The following is a 21,667-nucleotide window of genomic DNA, read 5'->3' on the forward strand; positions in this document are numbered from 1 at the left end:
GAGGCAACGATCCAAGCCCTTGGCTGGCCGTGTCGGGTGTCGCCGTGATCGTCACGAATGGGCGAGAGGCGGCTAGCGCAGCCATCCTCGCTGCTTGATGTACCAGAGCGGAATGATGGCTGCGACGAGCGTGAGGACGGTCGTGACGAGGAATCCGTGTTCGGTGTTGAGCTCAGGCATCCCTGTGAAGTTCATGCCGTAGAAGGTGGCGATCAGCGTCGGGGGCAGGAACACCGCGGTGATGATCGTGAAGACCTTGACAATCTCGTTCTGCTTGATGTCGAGCGTCGTCATGATGGACTGCTGCATATAGCGCACCTTGTCGTGCTCGAAGCTGGCGTGCTGCTTGACGCCGTCGATGTCGGCGACGAGCACGTCGACGCGATGGGCGAGGTCGGGGTCGGCGATTTCGGTGCGCAGGTGTCGGGCGGCGCGGATGAGCTTGAGCTGGGACTCCTGGACACGGGAGAGAACCTCTTCGGCCTGGTTCATGCGCTGCATGGTGTCGCGCATGTCGCCGACCCCGAGCTGGCGTCCCATGTCGTCCTGGCCTTGGGCGGCCTGCTCGATGTCGTCACTCATGTCCTCCAGCGCCTCGCTGGCATATTCGACCACGCGCTCCTCGGACTCGTTGAGCGCCCACAGCAGGGCGTACATGATGCCGTGGGCGCTGCTGCGCAGTGCGGGGGTACGGCGCATGCGGGCGATCGCCTTGTTGAACAGGTGCAGCGGGACGGAGGGCTGGAGGGTGACCAGCGTCTCGTGGCCGAGGGCGAACACGATGGTCTCGCGGCGGATGGTGTCGCCCTCGACGTCCTCGACAGTCAGGGGGAGGTAGACGTAGTCGTCGCTCTCCCATACGCGGTTGCCGACCGTGGCGAAGTCGATGCCGTGCTCACGGTGTAGTTCGGCCAGGCGGGCTGTGTCGTCGGCGGCGACCTGAATCCAGTGGGCGCGCAGTTCCTCGCCGACGCTGTCGATGGTGGTCGTGGTCATGGTGGTCTCCTGTGCTCGTGGTCGTGGGGTCTCGCCCGCTCGTCGTTCAGCAGGGGTTGAACGGTGAGGTGGAGGAGCTGCTGCCGCAGTCTCCGGACTGTGCATCTTCGACCTGGGGCATGGAGGGGGCGGCGTAGTGCACGGCCAGCAAGGTCAGGCAGATGAACAGGTAGAGGCCAACCGTGAAGCTGATGGCCTGGCGCTCCAGGGTGGGTGCGCGGCGGCCGCGCTTGCCGGTCCTCATGCGGGAAAGCTGCGTGGTGGTCATTGAGGATCGTTCCCTTCAGAGTTTCATGGACGGTTCAGCACGGGAACACGCCCCGTGCCGTGAAGGCGAGTCGGTTCTGGTCGGGAAGCTCGTCCCGTTCTGCGGGACGTGTTTCGACTTGCCGCCGGTGGACTCGGCGCAGGCGGCGGCGAGCTTGGGAAGCAGCCCTAGGGAGACCTCGCTGCGGATGAGTTCGCCGGTGCCGGAGCCGTAGTCGAACAGCTCGCCGTGGCTGCCCCAGTCGACCGCGATGTCGAGCTGTTCTCAATGTCGCCGGCGTTGTGGCCGGTGCGGAGCAGGTCACGGAAGAAGTCGTCGCGGAGCGTGTCGTCCTAGACGGTATGAGTGACCGCTCGGTGTGAATGGTTGCGGACGGGGCCTCACTCACGGCATCCGGTGGGTTACCGAGCAGGGGCGACTGCTCGGTCTATCCGACAGTCGTGGGAGGCCCCGGTGTTCACCGAGCGTACGACCGTGGGGCTCGACGTGCACGCACGATCGGTCGTCGCAGCGGCGATCGACGGCTTCACGGGCGAGTTCAGCCAGACCCGATTGCCCCCCGCCCACGCCGTCACCTGCGCGGGCCCGGCGGGCGTCGGGGCGAGCTGAGCGCGGCGCAGGTGATGATTAGTGCGACGATGACGATCACAGTGGCTACGACCTCTAGCATGTAGTCGAACATGGTCAGTTCCTCTTTGCGACGGCTTCTGGATCGGGGGGCAGGGCCTGTGCGGCAGTGCGCCGGCTGCGCAGGCTGGCCACGGTGACCGTGGTGAGGATGCCCACGATCACGACCAGCGAGATCGGTGTGGGAACCACCGGGACGGACGGCCAGATCTCGTGCGCCCAGTGGAGCACCAGTTTCATTCCGATGAAGGCGAGGATGATGGCTAGGCCGTGGTTGAGGTAGACGAGCTTGGCTAGCACCGTGTGGAGCACGAAGTACAGCGCGCGTAGGCCGAGCAGGGCGAAGGCGTTGGTGGCGAACACCAGGTATGGGTCGCTGGTGATGCCGTAGACGGCCGGCACCGAGTCGACCGCGAAGACGATGTCGGTGAAGAAGATGGCCGCCACCACGATGGCCAGCGGGGTGAGTGCGCGCCGGCCGTTCTCCCGCACGCTGAATCGGGTGCCCCGGTAGTCGTCGGTGACCGGCATGATTCTGCGTAGCAGTCGCACGATACGCATCTGCGATGGGTCGCGGTCTTCGAAGCCGCCGCCGGAGCGCACCTCCTGCAGGATCTTGCCGGCTGAGACGAGCAGGATCGCTCCGAAGACGAGGAACGCCCAGGTGCCGGCCTGCAGTAGCGCCGCACCGGCGGCGATGAAGATGCCGCGCAAGACCAGGGCTCCGACGATGCCGAACAGCAGCACCCGTTGCTGGATGTTGGCGGGGACGGCGAATCCTGCGAGGATGAGCATGAACACGAACAGGTTGTCCACCGACAGGGACTTCTCCACCACGAAGCCGGTGACGAACTCCAGCGCCGGGGTGTTGCCGTAGGTGGCCCAGATCCAGATGGCGAACACGAACGGCAGGGTGAGGTAGAAGACCGACCACGCCACCGCTTCCCGGAGCGACACCTCGTGCGGCCGGCGAGTGACGATAAAGTCGGTCACCAGCAGGGCCAGCAACACGGCGATGCTGACCGCCCAGAGTCCAGGTTGCGATGCAAGAAGCATGAAAGGGGACACCTCTAGACACGTTGCAGTGTCGAGGTCTCCTTCGCCTATAAAGGCGACTCCCCGGGGAGCACCATAGGGGTGTCCGTAATGACCGGGTGAGCCCTGCGGAAGTACTCCCCTCGCGCCCCTATTATCGCGTGAGCTGTTGGCCCCGGTCAAACGGACGACGAGACTCACAGTGTGCACGAGGATGTGGGGAGGCCCGGTGGCGCGCTACCTCGCGGGTGTTGTCAGGAAGTGGGGTGAGGGTGATCCAGAGCGGCTGAAGGAGTCTGGTATTGCAGCAGAGGAAGGGGCACTCTGAATCACAACGATTCCGAGACAGCCGCCGCGGACGCCCGCTGACCGGTCGAGCCACGCGAATCGTTATCGATCCGCCTTCACGCCGAGGATGCGGGCCGCAGCGACCGCCGCGCCGAACCCGTTGTCGATGTTCACCACGGTCACGCCGGGCGAGCAGGAGTTCAGCATCGTCAGCAGCGGCGCGAGCCCGCCGAACGCGGCGCCGTAGCCGACCGATGTCGGCACCGCCACTACCGGCGCGCTCACAAGGCCGGTCACGACGCTCGGCAGCGCACCGTCCATGCCCGCCACCACGATCACGCAGGCCGCCTCCCGCAGATCACCGAGCTTGTCGAGGAGCCGGTGCAGCCCGGCCACGCCCACGTCGGCGACCAAGCGGGCGTCGATCCCGTTCGCGCGGGCCGTGATCTCCGCCTCGCGGGCTATCGGCAGGTCGGAGGTTCCCGCGCAGACGATCGTGAGCGGGCCGGCCTCGGGGGACGGGAATTCGCCGACCGCGCACACGCCTGCCTCGGCGAACACGTTGTCGCCGAATGCCTTGCGAACCGCCGCCTCGCAGGCCGCGTCGCAGCGGGTTTGGGCCGCCAAGGGAGTCGCCGTGGACGGCCTCCTCGTCCGCCACGACGTGCTGGTGTGGGTCGACGGCGCTGGGGCCCGACATTCGCGGGTCCGGTGGGCGACCCTTGCACGGTCGCGGTCACCGCCCAACCGGCCGCTGTGTCATCTCCCGGATGTCTGAGTTCTCGCAGCGCGCGGCTCAGGGGTTGCAGCGTGGGCACCGCCCAGGGTCCGCAGTCGTACCCGGGGCGATTACGGCGCGCTCGGCCCGGTGGCCGCAGGCGGGGCAGCCGTCGGTCTCGGCCCGGACGTCGTCGACCGGGGTGCCGCACCAGGCGCAGGGCACACCGGTGACTGCATCGATGGGTCCCCAGCCGGGGCTCGTGCAGGCCGGACAGCGGGTGGCGAGGCGGGCGGCAAGGCGTTCGGCGGCTTGGCGGATGACCGGTCGCCGGGATGGGCACATATGCGCGCGCAGGTCGGTCTCGACCCGTGCTCGCCCGTCCGGAGATGCCGCGGCGCAGGTGGCCACCGCGGCCTTGATGTCGGCCAGGCCGCGCAGTCCTTTGAGCACTGGTGCCGGCGGGCCGTGGTTGGGACGGACGATGACGGCGTGGCCGGGGAGATCGAAGCGGCGGGTCAGGCTGGTCATGTCATGACCGGGCTCGACTGCCTGGGCGGCGGCCCGGATGTCGAGGCTGATGGCTCTGTCCCATACGACGACGTCGCGGTCGGCGTCGACCAGCACCACAATTTCGGCGTCCGCGGTGAGCAGCGGGCTCGCCGGATGGGGACCGACGCTGCCCTCCGAGGCGACCCCGAGAGAGGTTCCCGCGGCGGCCATGCCGAGGCGGGCCTTGGCGATGGCGGTGTCCAGCGGCGTCCCGGGACGCGGAATGTCCCCGGTGAAGGTGCCCAGCTGGTCAGTGTCGATCGCCACGGCCGTAACCTCTAGGCCGGAGGCCGCCAGCGGCGGGGCGACCAAGGGAAGCTTGTCGTGCTTGGTGGCCAGCACCGCTCGGCGGCCGGTGTAGGACACGACCGGGCGCCGGCCGGCATCGCGCGGCACGGCGCCATCACCCGAGGGGCTGCTCATCGTGGGGTGGCGCCGACGAGCGCCCCCTGCGAGGCGCAGCCGACCAGGCGGCTGTATTTGGCCAGGAAGCCGTTGCCGGTCGGGGCGGGGGGTGGGCGCCAGCGTTGGCGGCGCTGTTCGAGTTCGGCGGTGTCGACGTCGAGGTCGAGTGTGCGGGCGGGGATGTCGATCCTGATCGGGTCACCGTCGGTGACTAGCGCCAGTGGCCCGCCGGTGGCGGCCTCGGGGGCGACGTGGCCGATGCAGAGGCCGGTGGTGGCGCCGGAGAAGCGGCCGTCGGTGACCAGCGCCACTTGGTCGCCCAGGCCGGTGCCGCGGACGGCGGCGGTGACGGCGAGCATCTCCGGCATTCCCGGTCCGCCACGTGGGCCTTCGTACCGGATCACGATCACCTCGCCAGGGGTGAGTCGCCCGCCTGCGACATGGCTCATGGCGGAGTCCTCGTTGTCGAAGACCCGGGCCGTGCCCTGGAAGCGGTCGACGCCCAGGCCGGCGATCTTGACTACCGCACCGCTCGGGGCAAGCGAGCCACGCAGGACAGCAAGTCCGCCGTCGGGGCGGAGTGGTTCGTCGGGCGTCCGGAGGACGGTGCCGTCGGGTTCAGGTGCTGCGAATACGGCGAGATTCTGGGCCAGGGTGGCTCCGGTGACGGTCAGGCAGTCGCCGTGGAGCAGGCCGGCGTCGAGCAGTGTTGTGAGCACAGCGGGTACGCCGCCGATCCGGTGCAGGTCGGCCATGACATGGCGCCCGCCGGGACGGAGATCAGCAATGTGAGGGGTGCGTCGGCTGATCCGGTCGAAGTCGTCGAGGGTGAGCCGGACGCCGGCTTCGTAGGCGATGGCGGGCAGGTGCAGCGCGGCGTTGGTCGACCCGCCAAGGGCCATCACCACGGTGATGGCGTTCTCGAACGCTTCGCGGGTCAGGATGTCGCGTGGGCGGATCCCGGCGCGCAGGGCGGCGACGACGGCCGCGCCGCTGTCGTGGGCGATGCCGGCGCGGGTGGGGTCGACGGCGGGTGCGGACGCCGAGCCGGGCAGCGCGATGCCGAGGGCTTCAGCTTCGGCGGCGATCGTGTTGGCGGTGTACATGCCGGCGCACGATCCGGCTCCCGGGCATGCGGCGCGTTCCAGCTCGTCCAGGTCGTCGGTGCCGAGCAGGCCGCTTGCCTGCGCGCCGACGGCTTCGAACACGTCCTGGATCGTCACCGGCCGGCCCTGCCAGCTGCCGGGCAGGGAGGAGCCGCCGTAGACGAACACCGTGGGCACGTTGAGGCGCGCGGCGGCCATGAGCATGCCGGGAAGGCTCTTGTCGCAGCCGGCGATGGTGACCATCGCGTCGAGTTGCTCGGCCTCTATGACGCACTCGACCGAGTCGGCGATGAGGTCCCGGCTGGGCAGGGAGGCGCGCATGCCGCGGTGCCCCATGGCGATCCCGTCGGAGATGGCGATGGTCGAGAACCGCATCGCCACCCCGCCAGCCTCCCTGATGCCGCCGGCCACCGCGCCTGCCAGGCGGTCCAGGCCGATGTTGCAGGGTGTGAGGTCGTTGGCGGCCGCGGCCACACCGATCTGCGGCCGGGTGAAGTCCTCGTCGTCGAACCCGACTGCGCGCAGCATTGCCCGAGCTGGCGCTCGGGTGACGCCGTCGGTGACGATTCGGCTACGGTGCCGCGGGTCCATGTCCTTCTCCCAGCTTCGCTTGGTCAGCTCGGCCCGTCACTGGCCCTGGCCTCGGGTGAATGCGGGTTCGCCGTCGAAGGCATAGAGGCCTTCGGTCTTGATTGGTTCGATGCCATGTTCGACCATTCGGGCCTGGAGGGCGACGACCGCGGCGGCGGTCGTGTTCCCACGGGGGTCGAAGAAGCGGCATCGCCAGTGGTCGGTGAGCAGGGTCTCGGGTGCGCCGCCTGGCCATACCTTCTGGCCCCGGTTGGAGATCATGTCAAGGTGCAGGGGGGCGGCGACCGGATGTAGCTTGGCGGCGAGCTCGTCCGGGGAGGTGTCTGGGCTGTGGACGAACACATCGATGCCGAGTTGGGTCTTGGCTGCAGTTGGTCGGCTCGCGAGCTTGACGGTGATCGGCCTGCGCTGGGCGTAGTGCGTTGCAGGCAGACGGGTGGGTTCTTGGCCGAGACGCTCGATGACCGAGGCCCCGAACGTCGTGGTGCCGACCCTGGAGGTGCTGGTGTCGGGGTCGTAGATGTCGTAGGTGTGGATGCCGTCTTCGATGGTCCGCAGCCAGGCGTTGTGGACTCTGCTCGCGATGTCGGCTTGTCCGATGTGGACTAGCATCTGCACCGCGGCCAGCAGCAGCCCGGAAGGATTCGCGACGTCTTGGCCAGCTCGCCGGGGGGCGGATCCGTGGATGGCTTCGAACATGGCAACTCGCTCGCCGATGTTCGCGCTTCCGGCGAGGCCAACTGATCCGGCGATCTGGGCGGCGACATCGGAGAGGATGTCGCCGTAGAGGTTCGGCAGGACGACGACGTCGAACGCCTCGGGGGTGTCGGCGAGCTTGGCCGCACCGATATCAACGATCCAATGCTCTGCCTGGATATCGGGGTAGTCGGCGGCGACCTCGTCGAACACCCGGTGGAACAGGCCATCGGTCATCTTCATGATGTTGTCCTTGGTGAATGCGGTCACCTTCGTGCGCCTATAAGCGGTGGCGTACTCGAAGGCGTAGCGAATCACCCGCTCGCAGCCCTGCCGGGAGATGAGCTTGAGGCATTGCACGACCTCGTCGGTCTGGCGGTGCTCGATGCCGGCGTAGAGGTCCTCTTCGTTTTCCCGGACGATGACGACGTCCATGCCGGCATGCTTGGTGGCAACGAACGGCGCGTACGCGACGCATGGCCGGACGTTGGCATAGAGGCCGAACGTCTTGCGCACTGTGACGTTGAGGCTCTTGAACCCTCCGCCTTGAGGAGTGGTGATGGGCGCTTTGAGGAACACGCCGGTGCGGCGGATCGACTCGAGCGCCTCGGGAGTGACGCCGGCGGGGTTGCCGGCCTGATAGACGGACTCTCCGATGGTGATCGTTTCGATATCGAGGGCCGCGCCTGCGGCTTGGAGCACCGAAAGGGTGGCTTCCATGATCTCCGGACCGATTCCGTCTCCGTAGGCGACGGTGATCGGCGCGGGTGTGGAGGACGACGTCATTGATCTCTCCTCTGGTCGTGATCGACAGCTGGGGGCGGGTGCCCTGTTCGGTCGGTTTGTATGGGTGCGATACGTCGGCGTTCACCCGTCTGGGGTCTGTATCGGCCCGGCGATGCCGTGGTCTCGGTCATCGACGTACCATTGCTCGGCAACGAGGCGCGGATGCCGGGCACGTAGCGCCGACAGGCGCGCCTGTATGACGCGGCTGGCGTCAGCCGGGTCGAAGACCGGGATGAACGCACCTGCAGGGGCTTTTTCGGGCACCCTGCCCGCCACGAAGGCATCGAGGATCCTGTGCCGGTGCTCGTGTGCGCCCTGTACCTCCCGCAGGAGGGGACCGTCCATCCAGCACAGGGTCCAGAGGCCAGCCAGTGAGAACGACATCTGGATCCCGACGGGCGCTTCCTCGGCGGGGGTCTGCGCGGTGGCGCCGTCGGTGTTACATCCACTGTCGGAGCCGCTCGGGCTGCACGGCAGCAGCGCGGGCAGGCCTGCGTCGAGTTCGGGGCGGATCCACAGCCCGACGAGCGGGCTCGGCTGGGGTGGATCTCCGAACTGCTGTCGATGGTGGACCAGGTAGTCGCCCACGTCCTTGACCGCGGGCCTGACGTCGTCCAGGCTTCGAACCAGCAGGAGCAGGCTCATCTCGGGGGCCTCTCTTCTGTCGTAGCGTTGCTCGCGATGAACGCAGCGGGTGACGGTAGCCGGCTGCCTTCCTGGTGAGCTGTGGCGGGCCGCCAGGGCTGCCATCCGCTGGGGGTGTAGCGAGACCAGGGTTGGTCGGGGTGTTCCCGGGCGGTGAGGCCGACCCAGTCGTGGTCGAACATGTGCTGCAGCACCGTGTTGCGCGCGATGAGGGTGTCCAGCCTGGGCAAGGGTGCCTGCACGATCGCGAGCAGGCGTTGCGGTTCGTGCCGGGTGTGGTGGCCGTCGGTGAGGGATTGCCAGGGCAGGCCGGGCAGGAGGTCGCTGGCGGGGCCGCTCATGACGCCGAGGCCTCCACCGGTGACGTTGTGCAGGGTTTTGCTGCCGGCGCCGAAGGCGTGCGGGTCGGTGGTGGCGAAGTAGTACTGGCTGTTGATCCAGTGCGCGACGACCAGCGGCGCGGTGAGGATGGTTTCCAGGACGGTGCCGGTCGGGTCGAGGTCGGGATCGTAGTCGTGGAGGAACACGCGGCTGTGCAGGTTGACGCCGCGGGTGAGGGAGCGGGGCGCGATGAGGAAGGCGGCGTTGTCGGCGAGACCCCATTCCGGGAAGACCTGGGCCCAGTCACGGGCCCGGGCGCGGGTGTGGCGCGCCGCGTGCCGCGGGCGGGGCCGGGTGGGTGCGCCCGGCAGGATGGCGCAGCGTTCGGCGGCCAGCCGGGTGCCGGCCGTGCGGAGGTCGGCGGTGAGCCTGTCAGCGTCGCGGCGGTGGGTGGCGGGCAGGAGGTGGGTGTCCAGCAGGCGTACGGTGTCGGTGGTGGTGTCGTGTTCGGCCGGGACGAACCAGGTGTCGTCGGGAACGGTGATGCCGCGGTCGGCCAGGTGAAGGCGGACCTGCGGATCGTTGAGCAGGGCGGCGGCCGTGCGGGCGTTGGGACCTCCGGGATGTCCCCCGCAGGCGCCGCAGTCCAGCGCGGCCTGGTAGGGGTTGTTGTCGGTGTGGGCGCGGTGCCCGCAGAACACGACCAGCCGCGCGAACCCGCGGGTCAGGCCCATCAACGTCAGGATGGTTTCGGCGGTCGCGGCACGCTCCTCGGGGGTGAGCGCCTCGGCGATGGAGATCTCGGTCTGCGGCTCGGGGGCGATGCGGCGGGTCCACCACGCGCGTGCGGCGCCAGCGGCGCGGGGCGCGAACGTCCTGGCCGCAGCCAGTGGGCCGGCCAACCAGCCGGCGGCTTCGGCGAGGACAAACGGCGCCAGCAGGTCGTCCTTGGCGGTGTGCAGACCGTGATCAGCGGCCGCGCCGACCCGGCGGCCGGCAAGTGACCGCTCGGCCGCGCGCTGTCGGCCGGCGACGGGCTTTTCGGTGACAGCGTACTGGGGCGTGATCGGACCCGGGGATTGGGCGCGGGCGGCACCTCCGGCGAGGTCGCGGTAGCGCATGGCGACGGCGAAGAAGCCGGCGAAGCCCAGGGTCTGGTAGTTGCCGAGCGCTTCCAGGTGTCGGCGTAGTCCTTCGGAACGGGGATCGATGCAGCACACCACCTGCGCCCTGGGTTGGGCGTCTGTCTGCTCGGGCTGGTGTCGGCCGAGGGTGCGTAGCAGCTCGTGTCGGTAGTGGTCCTCGTAGGCGTCCAGCCAGACGAGTACCCGCTGCTCCAGCGGAAGGTGATCGAGAAGTGCCGCGAGCGCGGTCCGCTGGGCGGCGGTGGCGTCGGCGACTTCCAGCACGCCCAGGAGGTGGTCGGCGCGGGCGGCCGGAGCTACGGTGGCCTGCCGGGTGTCGATCCGGCCGGCGAAGGCCGAGGCCCATGCCGTGCCGTAGGGGTGTGCGCCAGCGAGCGCGGCGGCTTCGGTGGCCAACCGCAGTGCCAGATAGTGGACCAGGTCGATGCCGCTGTCGGGCCGCTGGCCCTGCCACCGGATATGGGCGGCGAAGCCGGGAAGGCAGGCCAGGTGAGCCTGCAGATAGCGGGCGCGCTGGTTGTCCGGGACACCGAGCGCTCCCAGCGCCTGCACGATGGCGTGCTCCGCCCGTTCGGGCAGGTACCGCAGCCGCGCACGCACCGACCGCGGCAAGGTCGCGTCGTGGGTTGCCAGCGTCCGCCACCCGGGGTAGAAGCCGCGCTCGCGGCCCGGCATTCGCCAGGTGGACTGGCCGTCGTCCAGGTACGCCGCACACCACTGGATCGTGTGGGTGTTGAGCAGGGCGGCCAGATCAGGGTCCAGTGCTTCGGCCGCGGTGAGTGCCTGACGGCGCGGCGGTGGACTCGTAACGCCCTGGTGCAGATCCGCCACCAAGAGTTCGACCGGGTCGTAGGCGCGGCTGCCGAGGATGAGTTGCCCCCGCCACGGCGCCGCGGGGTGGCGGCGGGCCAGCACGGCACGCAGGTCGTCGTCGGTGATCCGCCCGCACCGCCAGGCAGTGCGCAGCCAGGGCTCGTCCGGGGTGACTCGTGCTCCGAGCAGATCCGCGGCGACAGTGGCCGCTTCGGCGAACGGTCGGTCCATCAGGCCGGCCAACGGGTTGACCGCGATGAAGTCGGCCAGTGGCCAGGTCGGCGCCAGAAACCCGGCCGCGGCGGCGATCTCGGTGCGCACTGCCGCGAGCGGTGTAGCGACATCAGCGGCGACGTCGGTGGCGGGGCTGGTGGTCATGTGCACGAACCCTCCTGCGTGAGCACGTTGATAGCGGTGGCGAATAGCGCGATCGTCTTGCCGCCCCGGGGAACCGCGTGTGCGGGACGGCCGATGACTCTGGGGTTACAGCGGCGGACTGCCTTCCCGTGTGCCGTCGAGAGCGCAGGGGCCGGAATCACGCCCGAGCTCCTTCAAGCTGGGGGACCGGCCTCGGGCGCGGGGTCGGCGCCAGCCGCGGCGGGTGCCCCCAGGTGGCGGCGTGCGTGCGCTGCTGCCCGGCCGACAGCGCCAGTACGTACAACCGGTCGCGCCAGCGGGCCAGACCGTTCGCCGGTGCCAGGTGGAGCAGCGCGCCGGCCGCCAGCACCACCACCACGGTCGCCAGCAACCAGGCTGAGACAGCGGCCGACCCGGCGGCTGGCAGGCTCGGGGCCAGGAACTCCGCGACCGCGCCCACCACAGCCAGATAGCCGATCGCCGCGCCCGGCAGCACGATCACTACCGTGACCAGCGCGCCGGCGGTCGGGTAGCGACGAAGCCAGCCCCACGCCAGCCGGGCGGCGGTGGCTGCGGCGAATACCAGCAGCGCCGCGCCGCCGGCGTGTGGGGGCAGCCACCAGGCCGCCACCGCCACCGCAGCGACGGCGACGACTCCGGCGAATACAGCTACCTGCGCCGCGCGCGCGGGAGCCAACCGAGGCGCGGGAGGAGCCACGGTGTGGCGTGCGTACCGCTGCACAGCCGACCCCGAACCGAGGAACAAGGTGGCTTTGAACAGCCCATGCGCCACCAGGTGCACCACCGTCGCGGCGTAGAGGCCGAGCCCGCAGGTCATCAACATGAACCCCATCTGCCCGATCGTGGAATGCACCAGCGTGCCTTTGACGTCCGGGCGGGCCAGCATGATCGTCGTGGCGGCTACGACGCTGACGGCGCCGATGGCGAACGCCAGGTGTGTCGCCAATGGCGCGGCACCGACGATCGGCGCCAGCTTCACCAGCAGCACCCCACCCGCGTTGACCACGCCGGCGTGCAGCAGCGCCGAGACCGGAGTCGGTGCCGCCAAGGACGCCGGCAGCCAACGATGCCAGGGCAGCTGCGCGCAACGCGTGGCCGCGGCGACCACCAGCGAACACGCCACTACCGTGCCCAACGGGCCGCCGACCGCGGCGTTGCTGCTCTGGTGCCGCAGGTCGAGATCACCCCAAGCGGCGACGGCGAGGACAACTCCCACCCACAGCGCGGCGTCCCCGATGACGACGGCACGTGCGGTGCGGCGGGTGGCGTCAACAGCCGAAGGAGCCGGCCGATATATACCCACCAGTCGACACAAGATCACCCCGGTCAGCGACCATGCCACTGCAAGGGTGACGAGGGTCGCCGCGGTCACCATCGCCGTGGTGGCGGCGGTCAGCGCCCCGGCCGCGATGGCGAACCTGGCCGCCGCGGGGTCACCACGCAGGTAGCGAAGTGCGAATGCCTGGACCACGGCGCTGACCGCGCACACCAGCAACAGCACGATCGCCCCGACGTGGTCGACCACCAACCCGGTCCATACCCGCCCGTCGGGGGCGGCCATCACCACTTCCACCGGCCCGCCGACAGCCACCGTCACGGCCAGCGCCACCGCCAGTGTGGCGGCTAGCACTGCCGCGCCGACGCTCAGCACGGGCGCCATGCCCCGCAGGCGACGGACCGATCCGGCCACGGCCGCGCCTGCGGGGAGCGCCGCCACCGCCGCCAGCATCAGTCCCGACATCACTTGCCACCGCAGTCAGCCCACGCTTGCACGGCCGTCACGTCGATCAACTCCGCCTCCTTCTCCGTGGGCACGACACCGATGACATGCTTTCTGTTACGCGACACATATCGTACGACATAGATTACGCATGTTGGGACGGTGGGCTTCCCCTCGTAGCGTGGAGACATCGCCTTAAGGAGGATGGCGATGGCACAGACACGGCGGAAGTTCGATGAGGACGTCAAGCAGGGCGCGGTGCGGCTGGTGGTCGAAACTGGGCGGCCGATCGCGCAGGTGGCCCGCGAGCTGGGCATCAATGAGGGCACGCTGGGCAACTGGTGCGCCAAGGCGCGCCGCGAGCGTGACGGCGGCGGCGTGGTGTTGAGCGAGTCCGAGCGGGCGGAGCTGGAGCGGCTGCGGCGGGAGAACACCGAGCTGCGGATGCAGCGGGACGTGCTCAAGCGCTCAGTGGCCCTCTGGGTGGACGAGGCGATGGGCCGGTAGCCATGGCCGGGTTCATCGTCGCCAGAGGGCACAGCGCGACATCCCGCACGCGAACGCGTGCCGCGCGCTGGGCGTGTCGCCGGCCTGGCTGTACAAGTGGCGCCACGGCGACGCCTCGCCGCGGCACGCCCGTCGCGAGCAACTGTCCGCGGCGGTCCGTGAACCGCCCCGGGATGTCCGGACACTTCGGATCGTGTCTCTACCCGGTCGGGAGGAGACGGTTACCTGCAGCGTAGTGGGCGGCCTCGACCTCGACAGGGGTGAGGTCGTCGATCGATTCGTGGGTGCGTTCGTGGTTGAACCAGTGCACCCAGTTCAGGGTCTCGTGCTCGACGTGCTCGACGTCGTGCCAGGGCCCTTCGGGGCGGATCAGCTCGGTCTTGTAGACGCCGATCTGGGACTCGGCCATTGCGTTGTCGTAGGCGTCGCCCACCGAACCGACCGAGGCGTTGACGCCGGCTTGGAGCAGCCTGGTGGTGAACGCGAACGAGGTGTACTGGGCGAGTTCAACCTGTCGTTGCAACACCGGGTTGTTGTAGTGAGCGTAGCTGTTCGGCGAAGACCTCGGCCGGCGTGCGCCAGCCGAGGATCTTGCGGGGCCGGTTGTTGATGGCGAGCGCGACGGCTTCGAGGTCCTCGGCCGACCATCTCGATAGGTCGGTGCCCTTGGGGAAGTACTGCCGCAGCAGCCCGTTCGTGTTCTCGTTCGTCGGGCGCTGCCAGGGCGAGTGCGGATCGGCGAAGAACACTCTCGTGCCGGTGCCGAGGGTGAACTGTGCGTGTCCGGAGAGCTCCTTGCCGCGGTCCCAGGTGAGGGTCTTGCGTAGCTGCTCGGGCAACGTGGTGATCGATGCGGCCAGTGCGGCATTCATCGCGACGGCGCCGTAGCCGCCGAGCGATGGCCCGTTCTTGACCGGCGGGGTCTCGCCCCATCCCTCCAGCCGGGGCAGGTGCACCAGCAGCGTTGAGCGGCTGGAACGCTCGACGAGCGTGCCGATCGCCGACCGGCTGGTGCCGATGATCAGGTCTCCCTCCCAATGCCCGGGAACAGCGCGGTCGGCAGCCTCGGCCGGCCGCTGGCTGATGACCACGTCCGCGGTGACATGGCCCTGCGGCTTGTTCCGCGACCGTTCCCGCGGCTGGCGCAGCGCCCGCCCGGTGCGCAGGCACGCGACCAGTTCCCTCTTGAGCGCGCCACGGCCCTGGATGAACAGCGACTGGTAGATCGCCTCGTGGCTGATGCGCATGGACTCATCATCGGGGAAGTCGACCCTCAACCGGTGAGAGATCTGCTCCGGGCTCCACGCCAGCGACCAGCGCCGATCCTGCCGGTGTGGCTTGTTCAGCCCCTTCCACTGCGGCGTCTTGGGGCCCGGGACGAGCGTGCCGTCGGGTCGGCGGACGTCCCCGGTGAGGCGTTCCTGCACGTACTCACGCAACTCATCGTTGGACACCAGCTTCGCGGTCTTCGGTCGCTTCGCGGCCTGCTGCGCCTTCCACTGCGCCACCAGTGCCCGATACTCCTGCTTCCCGCTCCGGGTCGCGGCGTTTACGACGCAGTTCCCGGGAGATGGTCCGGGATCACGCCCGAGCCGGCGTGCGATCTCCCGCATGCCGACATCCTTGGCACGTAGCAGCGCGATCTCCTCCCGCTCGGCGAACGACAGGTAGCGGCCCGCGGGCTCCTCCAGGCTCAGCGGCGCCATCCCGCCAGCGTGACGGAACCAGCGGGAACCGACCGGCCAGGACACGCCCACGCGCTCCGAGGCTTCGACGGTCGTGACCCCCGTCGCGATCAGCCGCCAGAACTCCCGCTGGACCGCACGAGACGGCTCCGGCCGGCCCGGGGACCGCATCGGCGGCCGCAGCGCTCGGTCCGCGGCCCACTGACGCCGCGCTCCCGCCGGAGCCTCCGGCGACTGCTTCCTCGGCCCTCCCACCGCACACCTCCGTCATCGAGGTGTTGCGACGACCACTTGATTCCGCCCTGGGAGCCGGCGTCGGTGTGGTGAACCAGCCCGGACAGGTCGCTGACGCCGGCCTGGTGGCGTGACCAGATGGCGTGCTCGAGGGTGTCGAGGACGAGTTCGGTGCTCATGCTGGTGGCGGCCCGCCAGCCGACGATCATCCGGGAGAACACGTCGAAGACGAAGGCCACGTAGACGGTGCCGGACCAGGTCGCGACGTAGGTGAAGTCGGCAACCCACAGCTGGTTCGGGCAGGTGGCGGTGAAGTCCCGGTCGACCAGATCCAGGGGTCGCTCGGCCTCCTGGTCGCCGATCGTGGTGCGCACCCGCTTGCCGCGTAGCGCGCCCTGCCAGCCGTTTGCTGTCATCAGCCGCTCGATCGTGCACCGGGCCACGTCGTGGCCGTGGCGGCGCAGGTGCAGCCACATCTTGCGGGCACCGAACCGGGCAACGAACCGCTGCTCACGTGCTTGGCGGATCAACTCCACGATCTCGGTGTCGCGTAGTGCCCGCTTCGACGGCTTGCGGTTGCGGGCCTCGTAGTAGGAGGACGGGGCGATCTCGACGCCATGCTCCTTGAGCACGCGACAGATCGGCTCGACCCCGAACTCCTCGCGGTGTTCGTCGACGAACGCGGTCAGAACCTGGACGGGCGGTCGAGCTCCGCCGCGAAGAAAGCCGAGGCCGCCTTCAGGATCTCCTTCGCGCGCCGCAGTTCAGCGACCTCACGCTTGAGCTCACGGATCTCCCCGATCTCCTGGGTCGTCTTGCCCGGCCGGGCGCCGCCGTCGATCTCGGCCTGACGGACCCACTTACGCAACGTCTCAGCCGACCCGATCCCCAGCTTCGCGGCGATGGTGCGGATCGCCACGAACTCGCTCGGGTGATCACCCCGCTCGACAGCTTCAGCGACCATCCGGACCGCGCGCTCACGCAACTCCCGCGGGTACTTCGAGGGACGTGCCATGACTTCATCCTCCAACTAATGAAGTCTCCGGACATCCCGGGGCGGTTCACTCCACGTTTTCAGGGGATTGCCGCTGTGTGTTACGGGAGAGGCGGTATGGTGCTGAGCATGCGGGAGTGGGCGTTTCCAGCCAACCACGCCCACGTCCTGTTGTGTGGATGTCGCCGAGCAGGTGGGTATCACCGAACGAGCGGCGCAGCTGCCCCTGCGCAGTCGTCATCCCCGAGACGACGGTCGAACCAGCGCCCACCCATCTACTTTGCCGGCTGCAATCCGTCACCGATCCCCGCAGCGCCACATGCTGACGCACCCATCCAGTGGCGCGCCCCCGACGGCCACCCGACCCCGGGACGAGCCTCGTGCGCTCGTCGCCATGCTCGCCAACATCGACCACACTCATGCCCGGAAGGACTGACGTGCTCGACATCGGGATCACCACATGGGTCGTCACGGTCGCTGTGATCGTGATTCTGCTCGCCGCCGACCTGACCATCGCCGCGCTCAAGCCACACCACGTCGGATTCCGGGAAGCGACCGCATGGTCGATCTTCTACATCGTGGTCGCCGTGCTTTTCGGCGTGTGGTTCACGGCGCGCCACGGCAGCGAGTTCGGCACCGAGTACTTCGTCGGCTACCTGGTGGAGAAGAGCCTGTCGGTCGACAACCTCTTCGTCTTCGTCATCATCATCAGCACCTTCGCGGTGCCGGCCGAACACCAGCACAAGGTCTTGACCTTCGGCATCGTGCTCGCCCTGGCCATGCGGGCGGTGTTCATTGCGCTCGGCGCCGCGCTGCTGGCGCTGTTCACCTTCATGTTCCTCCTGTTCGGCCTGCTATTAATCTTCACGGCGATCCAGCTGTTCCGGCACCGCAACGAGGACCCGACGATCGAGGACAACGCGGTGGTACGTCTCGCCCGGAGGGTCCTGCCGGTCACCGACGGGTTCGTCGGCGGCAAGATCTTCACCCGGATCGACGGTCGCCGCGTGGTCACGCCCATGCTCATCGTGCTGATCGCGATCGGCACCGTCGACCTGCTGTTCGCCGTAGACTCAATCCCCGCGATATTCGGCATCACCCAGGAGCCGTACATCGTGTTCACCGCGAACGCCTTCGCCCTCCTAGGGTTGCGTGCGCTGTTCTTCCTGGTGAAGGACTTGCTCGACCGGTTGGTTTACCTCTCGACGGGCCTCGCGCTGATCCTAATGTTCATCGGCGTGAAACTGCTGCTGCACTGGGCTCATGTTGACTTCGACGAACGAGTCCCGGAGATCCCGACGCTGGCGAGCCTGGCCGTGATCGTCGCCATCCTGGTCGTGGTCACCGTCGCGAGCCTGGCCAAGACCCGCCGCGACCCGACCGCCAAGGCCCACGCGGGGTCACTTCGCGCGCACCGCACCGAAACCGAGCGCAACGAGGCCACAGATCAGCCGTGAAGCGCGCGCTGAACGCCGGAGAACGTCGACCTCGAGCCACCTGCGCCGTCTCGCCGGTCCACCGGGCGGCCAACGCGGGCGTCACGAGGACGCGCTAGTTCGGGCGACCGCTACTGGACGGGTGGCGTGGTGGAGCCTCCTCCGGCTGACCGACCCCAGCAGCAGCTTGTGGAGTGAGCCGTGCCCTCGGAGCTGTCTGTGCGCCTTCGGTTGTGTCAGCGCGGTGTGCGCTGCGCGTCGTCACCTCACGGCTGCGTCGTCGCGGGTACCCTGAGGTGGTTTCGGTCGAGGTATCCGTAGACGGTGGATTGGGGTACGTCGAACATGTCGGCGATCAGCTGGACGGTCATTTCCGGGCCTCGTACATCTGCTAGGCGACCTTGGCCTGGCCCGGGCTGAGCCGCGGCTTCCGGCCGCCGCCGCGGGCGCGGGCGCGGGCGCGGGCGGCGGCAAGGCCGTCGTTGGTGTTGGCGACGATGAGCTCGCGCTGGTACTCCGCGAGCACCGACAGCATCCCGTACATGGCGCGGCCCTCAGCGGTGCTGGTGTCGATGCCCTGCTCGATCACGTGGAGGCCGAGGCCACGGTCGCGGAGCTCGGCGCCGAGGTTGACCAGGTGCCACAACGAGCGGCCGAGCCGGTCCAGCCGGGCGACCTTTGACGGTATCGCCGTCGCGGAGCAGCTGCATCACCAGGTCGAACCTCGGCCTCGACGCCTTCGCACCGCTGGCCACGTCGACACGGATAACGCGGTCGGCGGCGCTGGCGGCCGCGGAGCGCGTCGATCTGGTGGTCAGGGGTTGTGGTCCGGGGTGGAGGTCAGTCCTGGCGCGCAGCCGAGCAGCATGCGTCGGAAACTACGGCACGTCGACCGTTCGCTGACGTTCGTTTCTGACGTGGTACCGGACTCAAGATCGGAGGCCTTGAAACGATAGGCGAAGCATGCTTGGCTTGTCAGCCAGGAGGGGAGTATCCCGCCAGCGCCTCGTCGTCACTATGGCCCTAACCACGGGCTCCGGTGAGCGGCCCCTGCAAGGGGTTGGGAGAGACCTCCGATCGTGTCGATCGGAGGGTTGTGTCGTGGAAGTCCCGTTTTGGGTCCGGGTCGCAGTGCTAGCCTTCGTCGTCGTAGTGCTGGCCATCGACCTGTTCGCCCACCGCCACGCCCACGTGATTGGGGTGCGTGAGGCGGCCGCGTGGTCGGGGGTGTGGGTGGCCTTCGGCGTAATCGTCTGGGCCGCGTGGGGCCGCCGAGTACGGCCAGCAGTACTTCGCCGGCTACCTGCTCGAAAAGTCACTGGCCCTGGACAACGTCTTCGTCTGGGCGATCATCTTCAGCTACTTCGCCGTCCCTCGGGAGTTCCAGCGCCGGGTGCTGTTCCTCGGTGTACTAGGAGCCCTGGTCTTCCGCGGCATCTTCATCGCCGCCGGCGCCGTGTTGATCCAGAACTTCGCCTGGATTCTCTACGTCTTCGCTGCGTTCCTGCTCTACATCGGGTACCGGATGATCCGCCAGCGCAACGAGCACCTGGACCCCGAGAAGTCTGCCGTGCTGCGGGGCCTTCCGCCGCTTCGTGCCGATGACCGAGGCCTACCATGGCCAGAAGCTGCTGGTCCGCCGGAGCGGGGTGCTGCTGGCCACCCCGCTGCTGGCGGTGCTGGCGCTGGTCGAGGTCACCGATGTAGTCTTCGTCGTGGACTCCGTCCCGGCGATCTTCGCCGTGACCGACGAGGTGTTCGTCGTCTTCACCGCCAACGCCTTCGCGATCCTGGGACTGCGCGTCATGTACTTCCTGCTCGCCGATCTCATCCACCGCTTCATCTACCTCAAGATCGGCCTCGCCCTGGTGCTCATTTGGGGCTCTTCTGACGGATCCGTGGGTGGGTTATCGGGTCTGAGTGGCTGCACGCCGCTCCCGCTCTAAGTTTCTGGCTTGTCGAAGGTCAGAAACTGCAGAGCGGAGAACGGCGTGCGGAATGCCAGCCTATGGCGTGCCCTGTTGGGTGTGGAGAACACCGTCATCGAGTTGTCGAGTTCGACGAGGGGACTGCGGTCGTGGTTGCGCATGTGCGGCCACGACGTGCTGGCCGCGGGCGCTGCGGATCGTGTGGTGTCCGGGCGCCGTGGTACGACCGCGGCCAGGGACGCTGCCGGTGGCGTGGGCTGGATCTGGGCGCGGTGCGGGTGTTCCTCGAGGCCGACGCGCCGCGAGTGAACTGTCGAAGGCATGGGCCGACGGTGCGGGAGGTGCCGTGGGCTCGTCACGGGGCGGGTCACACGCGCGGGTTTGACAGGCCCCACCTCGATCGCGCCGGGATACTGCTTCCCAAACGTGGTCTCGAACTCTTTCAACGCGATCTCGGCCGCGGCGACACCGGGAGCGGTGTAGATGGCGCGCATCGCCGTGGCGACCTTTTTCCGGTCACCGTAGGAGATGAACCGCATCGTATTGCGGATCACGTGCACGACACAGGTTTGCACGGTGACCTTGTCGAACACGCTGCGCGCGGCATCGGGCAGCCCGGTCAGCCCGTCGCAGCACAGGATGAGCACGTCGCGCAGGCCCCGGTTGCGCAGCTGGGTGAGCACGTGCGCCCAGAACTTCGCGCCCTCCTCCGCGGCGATCCAGATCCCCAGCACGTCCTTCAACCCGTCCACGTCGACACCCACGACCAGGTGCGCGGACTTCAGCGTGACCGAGCCACGGTCGCGGACCCGGATCCGGATCGCGTCGACGTAGACGATCGGGTAGACCTCGTCGACCGGGCGGTTCTGCCACAGCGTGATCTCGTCGACGACCACGTCGGTGATCTTGGAGATCAGCGCCGGCGACGTGTTGATGTCGTAGATCTCCTTCAGGTGCGCCTCGATCTCGCGGGTGGATAGCCCACGCGCATACAGCGACAGAACGATGTCCTCGATCGCGCCGACGCGCCGGGCGTGTTTCGGCACGATCTGCGGGGCGAATGTCGAATTACGGTCTCGTGGCACGGTCACGCTCACCGGGCCGGCCGTCGTCGCGACCGTCTTGGCCGAACGACCGTTCCTGGAATTCCCCGACCCACGCCCAGCCGGATCACCAGGCTCATAACCAAGATGATCGGTCATCTCGGTCTCCAACGCCCGCTCCAAAACTCTCGACGTCAACCGATTCAACAACCCATGCACACCATCAACCGGTGTCCCGGACGACTCGGCATCCGCCAACAGATTGTCAATCGCCTCATCCGACAACACCGCCGCCAACCGACGAGCCGCCTCATCCGAGGAATCGACAACCTTCTCCTGCTCCGACACAAAGAATCCTTCCGCGGCCACGACGTGCAATCACGCCCGGACCAATCCTGGCCCACCCGGCCTTACACGAAAGATTCAACACGCCCTCGACCAGCAGGTCGCCTGGCTGGCCACCCAGTGCTCCAAGACCGCGGTCACCGCACTGATGCGGATCGCCTGGCGCACAGTGGGCGCGATCATCACCCGGGTCTGGGCCGACACCACCACCCGGGTGGACCTGTTCGCCGGCCTACGCCGCATCGGGATCGACGAGATCTCCTACAAACGCCACCACAAGTACCTGACCGTGGTGGTCGACCACGACACCGGCCGGCTGGTGTGGGCCGCACCGGGCCGCGACGGGACTGTCTGAATAACGGTGTGTGGGGTCCGGCCTGATCCGAGAGGAGACGGCCGTGGCTG

Annotated in this window: 16 protein-coding genes, 6 pseudogenes and 1 other annotated feature; of the genes and pseudogenes, 6 read left to right on the forward strand and 16 right to left on the reverse strand. The window is 68.5% G+C overall.

Annotation, left to right across the window (positions count from 1 at the left end; all coding sequences use genetic code 11):
• Nucleotides 1-72: 72 nt before the first annotated feature.
• Entirely contained in the window at nt 73-996 is a 924-nt protein-coding gene (locus ACW62_RS31210; protein WP_053208041.1) for a magnesium transporter CorA family protein, read from the reverse strand.
• 46 nt (nt 997-1,042) lie between these two features.
• Nucleotides 1,043-1,264, reverse strand: coding sequence for a hypothetical protein (locus tag ACW62_RS34520; RefSeq protein ID WP_053208042.1), 222 nt, complete (start codon nt 1,262-1,264; stop codon nt 1,043-1,045).
• A 453-nt stretch (nt 1,265-1,717) separates the two neighbouring features.
• On the opposite strand from ACW62_RS34520, the pseudogene ACW62_RS34525 reads away from it, so the two are divergent.
• Nucleotides 1,718-1,831 (forward strand): annotated as a pseudogene (locus ACW62_RS34525) (IS110 family RNA-guided transposase); the annotation flags it as partial.
• Between the two features lie 117 nt (nt 1,832-1,948).
• Here ACW62_RS34525 and ACW62_RS31220 read toward each other — a convergent pair.
• From ACW62_RS31220 to ACW62_RS31255, 8 genes are all read right to left on the reverse strand, one after another.
• Nucleotides 1,949-2,947 carry a TerC/Alx family metal homeostasis membrane protein gene (locus tag ACW62_RS31220; protein WP_053208043.1) on the reverse strand — a complete coding sequence of 333 codons (999 nt, stop codon included), beginning with the start codon at nt 2,945-2,947 and terminating at the stop codon, nt 1,949-1,951.
• Nucleotides 2,948-3,316: 369 nt separating this feature from the next.
• Entirely contained in the window at nt 3,317-3,841 is a 525-nt protein-coding gene (larB, locus tag ACW62_RS31225; RefSeq protein WP_240477464.1) for a nickel pincer cofactor biosynthesis protein LarB, read from the reverse strand.
• Nucleotides 3,842-4,010: 169 nt separating this feature from the next.
• On the reverse strand, nt 4,011-4,907 hold the full coding sequence (locus ACW62_RS31230) for a DUF6671 family protein (RefSeq protein WP_205629722.1): 897 nt from the start codon (nt 4,905-4,907) through the stop codon (nt 4,011-4,013).
• Nucleotides 4,904-6,586 (reverse strand): dihydroxy-acid dehydratase, encoded by a 1,683-nt coding sequence (gene ilvD, locus ACW62_RS31235; protein ID WP_053208045.1) that lies wholly within the window; start codon nt 6,584-6,586, stop codon nt 4,904-4,906. Before ilvD ends, ACW62_RS31230 begins: the two co-directional genes overlap by 4 nt.
• A gap of 36 nt (nt 6,587-6,622) precedes the next feature.
• The gene (locus ACW62_RS31240) at nt 6,623-8,068 is read right to left on the reverse strand and encodes an NADP-dependent isocitrate dehydrogenase (protein ID WP_053208046.1); all 1,446 of its coding nucleotides are present in this window, start codon (nt 8,066-8,068) and stop codon (nt 6,623-6,625) included.
• Nucleotides 8,069-8,149: 81 nt separating this feature from the next.
• Nucleotides 8,150-8,713: a hypothetical protein gene (locus tag ACW62_RS31245; protein ID WP_053208047.1), complete on the reverse strand. Its 564-nt coding sequence runs from the start codon at nt 8,711-8,713 to the stop codon at nt 8,150-8,152.
• Entirely contained in the window at nt 8,710-11,370 is a 2,661-nt protein-coding gene (locus ACW62_RS31250; protein ID WP_053208048.1) for a DUF2309 domain-containing protein, read from the reverse strand. The genes ACW62_RS31245 and ACW62_RS31250 overlap by 4 nt, the downstream gene beginning before the upstream one ends.
• A 157-nt stretch (nt 11,371-11,527) precedes the next feature.
• Nucleotides 11,528-13,111, reverse strand: coding sequence for a proton-conducting transporter transmembrane domain-containing protein (locus tag ACW62_RS31255; RefSeq protein WP_053208056.1), 1,584 nt, complete (start codon nt 13,109-13,111; stop codon nt 11,528-11,530).
• A 189-nt stretch (nt 13,112-13,300) separates the two neighbouring features.
• Between ACW62_RS31255 and ACW62_RS31260 the strand changes: the two genes are divergently transcribed.
• On the forward strand, nt 13,301-13,597 hold the full coding sequence (locus tag ACW62_RS31260) for a transposase (protein WP_053208049.1): 297 nt from the start codon (nt 13,301-13,303) through the stop codon (nt 13,595-13,597).
• A gap of 199 nt (nt 13,598-13,796) precedes the next feature.
• Here the strand turns inward: ACW62_RS31260 and ACW62_RS31265 are convergent.
• The 4 genes and pseudogenes from ACW62_RS31265 to ACW62_RS31280 all read right to left on the reverse strand — a co-directional run.
• Nucleotides 13,797-14,099: pseudogene (locus ACW62_RS31265) on the reverse strand (transposase); the annotation flags it as partial.
• A gap of 4 nt (nt 14,100-14,103) precedes the next feature.
• The gene (locus ACW62_RS31270) at nt 14,104-15,453 is read right to left on the reverse strand and encodes an IS30 family transposase (RefSeq protein ID WP_420843631.1); all 1,350 of its coding nucleotides are present in this window, start codon (nt 15,451-15,453) and stop codon (nt 14,104-14,106) included.
• Nucleotides 15,393-16,205 carry an IS3 family transposase gene (locus ACW62_RS31275; RefSeq protein WP_338033162.1) on the reverse strand — a complete coding sequence of 271 codons (813 nt, stop codon included), beginning with the start codon at nt 16,203-16,205 and terminating at the stop codon, nt 15,393-15,395. The genes ACW62_RS31270 and ACW62_RS31275 overlap by 61 nt, the downstream gene beginning before the upstream one ends.
• Nucleotides 16,116-16,244, reverse strand: a sequence feature (AL1L pseudoknot). Its footprint overlaps the gene before it by 90 nt.
• Nucleotides 16,202-16,546: a transposase gene (locus tag ACW62_RS31280; protein ID WP_157575110.1), complete on the reverse strand. Its 345-nt coding sequence runs from the start codon at nt 16,544-16,546 to the stop codon at nt 16,202-16,204. It overlaps the preceding feature by 43 nt. The genes ACW62_RS31275 and ACW62_RS31280 overlap by 4 nt, the downstream gene beginning before the upstream one ends.
• Before the next feature lie 401 nt (nt 16,547-16,947).
• Here ACW62_RS31280 and ACW62_RS31285 point away from each other — a divergent pair, with 401 nt between their 5' ends.
• On the forward strand, nt 16,948-17,967 hold the full coding sequence (locus ACW62_RS31285) for a TerC/Alx family metal homeostasis membrane protein (RefSeq protein WP_053208052.1): 1,020 nt from the start codon (nt 16,948-16,950) through the stop codon (nt 17,965-17,967).
• A 370-nt stretch (nt 17,968-18,337) separates the two neighbouring features.
• Here ACW62_RS31285 and ACW62_RS35510 read toward each other — a convergent pair whose 3' ends face one another.
• Nucleotides 18,338-18,592, reverse strand: a complete 255-nt coding sequence (locus ACW62_RS35510) for a recombinase family protein (RefSeq protein ID WP_205629723.1) — start codon at nt 18,590-18,592, stop codon at nt 18,338-18,340.
• A 455-nt stretch (nt 18,593-19,047) separates the two neighbouring features.
• Between ACW62_RS35510 and ACW62_RS36695 the strand changes: the two are divergent.
• Nucleotides 19,048-19,826, forward strand: a pseudogene (locus ACW62_RS36695) (TerC/Alx family metal homeostasis membrane protein); the annotation flags it as partial.
• A 111-nt stretch (nt 19,827-19,937) separates the two neighbouring features.
• Nucleotides 19,938-20,260 (forward strand): annotated as a pseudogene (locus tag ACW62_RS33545) (transposase family protein); the annotation flags it as partial.
• A 6-nt stretch (nt 20,261-20,266) separates the two neighbouring features.
• On the opposite strand, the pseudogene ACW62_RS33550 reads toward ACW62_RS33545, so the two are convergent.
• Nucleotides 20,267-21,214, reverse strand: a pseudogene (locus tag ACW62_RS33550) (IS256 family transposase); the annotation flags it as partial.
• 136 nt (nt 21,215-21,350) lie between these two features.
• Here ACW62_RS33550 and ACW62_RS31305 point away from each other — a divergent pair.
• Nucleotides 21,351-21,605 (forward strand): annotated as a pseudogene (locus ACW62_RS31305) (helix-turn-helix domain-containing protein); the annotation flags it as partial.
• Nucleotides 21,606-21,667: the final 62 nt, after the last annotated feature.

Origin of the sequence: Jiangella muralis (assembly GCF_001270745.1) — a bacterium.
Lineage (GTDB): Bacteria > Actinomycetota > Actinomycetes > Jiangellales > Jiangellaceae > Jiangella > Jiangella muralis.

What these genes read in the sequence shown, in the direction of transcription:
- ACW62_RS31210 (WP_053208041.1), bottom strand. Translation starts at nt 996, where the DNA reads ATGACCACGACCACCATCGACAGCGTCGGCGAGGAACTGCGCGCCCAC.
- ACW62_RS34520 (WP_053208042.1), bottom strand. Translation starts at nt 1,264, where the DNA reads ATGACCACCACGCAGCTTTCCCGCATGAGGACCGGCAAGCGCGGCCGC.
- ACW62_RS31220 (WP_053208043.1), bottom strand. Translation starts at nt 2,947, where the DNA reads ATGCTTCTTGCATCGCAACCTGGACTCTGGGCGGTCAGCATCGCCGTG.
- ACW62_RS31230 (WP_205629722.1), bottom strand. Translation starts at nt 4,907, where the DNA reads ATGAGCAGCCCCTCGGGTGATGGCGCCGTGCCGCGCGATGCCGGCCGG.
- ilvD (WP_053208045.1), bottom strand. Translation starts at nt 6,586, where the DNA reads ATGGACCCGCGGCACCGTAGCCGAATCGTCACCGACGGCGTCACCCGA.
- ACW62_RS31240 (WP_053208046.1), bottom strand. Translation starts at nt 8,068, where the DNA reads ATGACGTCGTCCTCCACACCCGCGCCGATCACCGTCGCCTACGGAGAC.
- ACW62_RS31245 (WP_053208047.1), bottom strand. Translation starts at nt 8,713, where the DNA reads ATGAGCCTGCTCCTGCTGGTTCGAAGCCTGGACGACGTCAGGCCCGCG.
- ACW62_RS31250 (WP_053208048.1), bottom strand. Translation starts at nt 11,370, where the DNA reads ATGACCACCAGCCCCGCCACCGACGTCGCCGCTGATGTCGCTACACCG.
- ACW62_RS31255 (WP_053208056.1), bottom strand. Translation starts at nt 13,111, where the DNA reads ATGTCGGGACTGATGCTGGCGGCGGTGGCGGCGCTCCCCGCAGGCGCG.
- ACW62_RS31260 (WP_053208049.1), top strand. Translation starts at nt 13,301, where the DNA reads ATGGCACAGACACGGCGGAAGTTCGATGAGGACGTCAAGCAGGGCGCG.
- ACW62_RS31270 (WP_420843631.1), bottom strand. Translation starts at nt 15,453, where the DNA reads ATGCGGTCCCCGGGCCGGCCGGAGCCGTCTCGTGCGGTCCAGCGGGAG.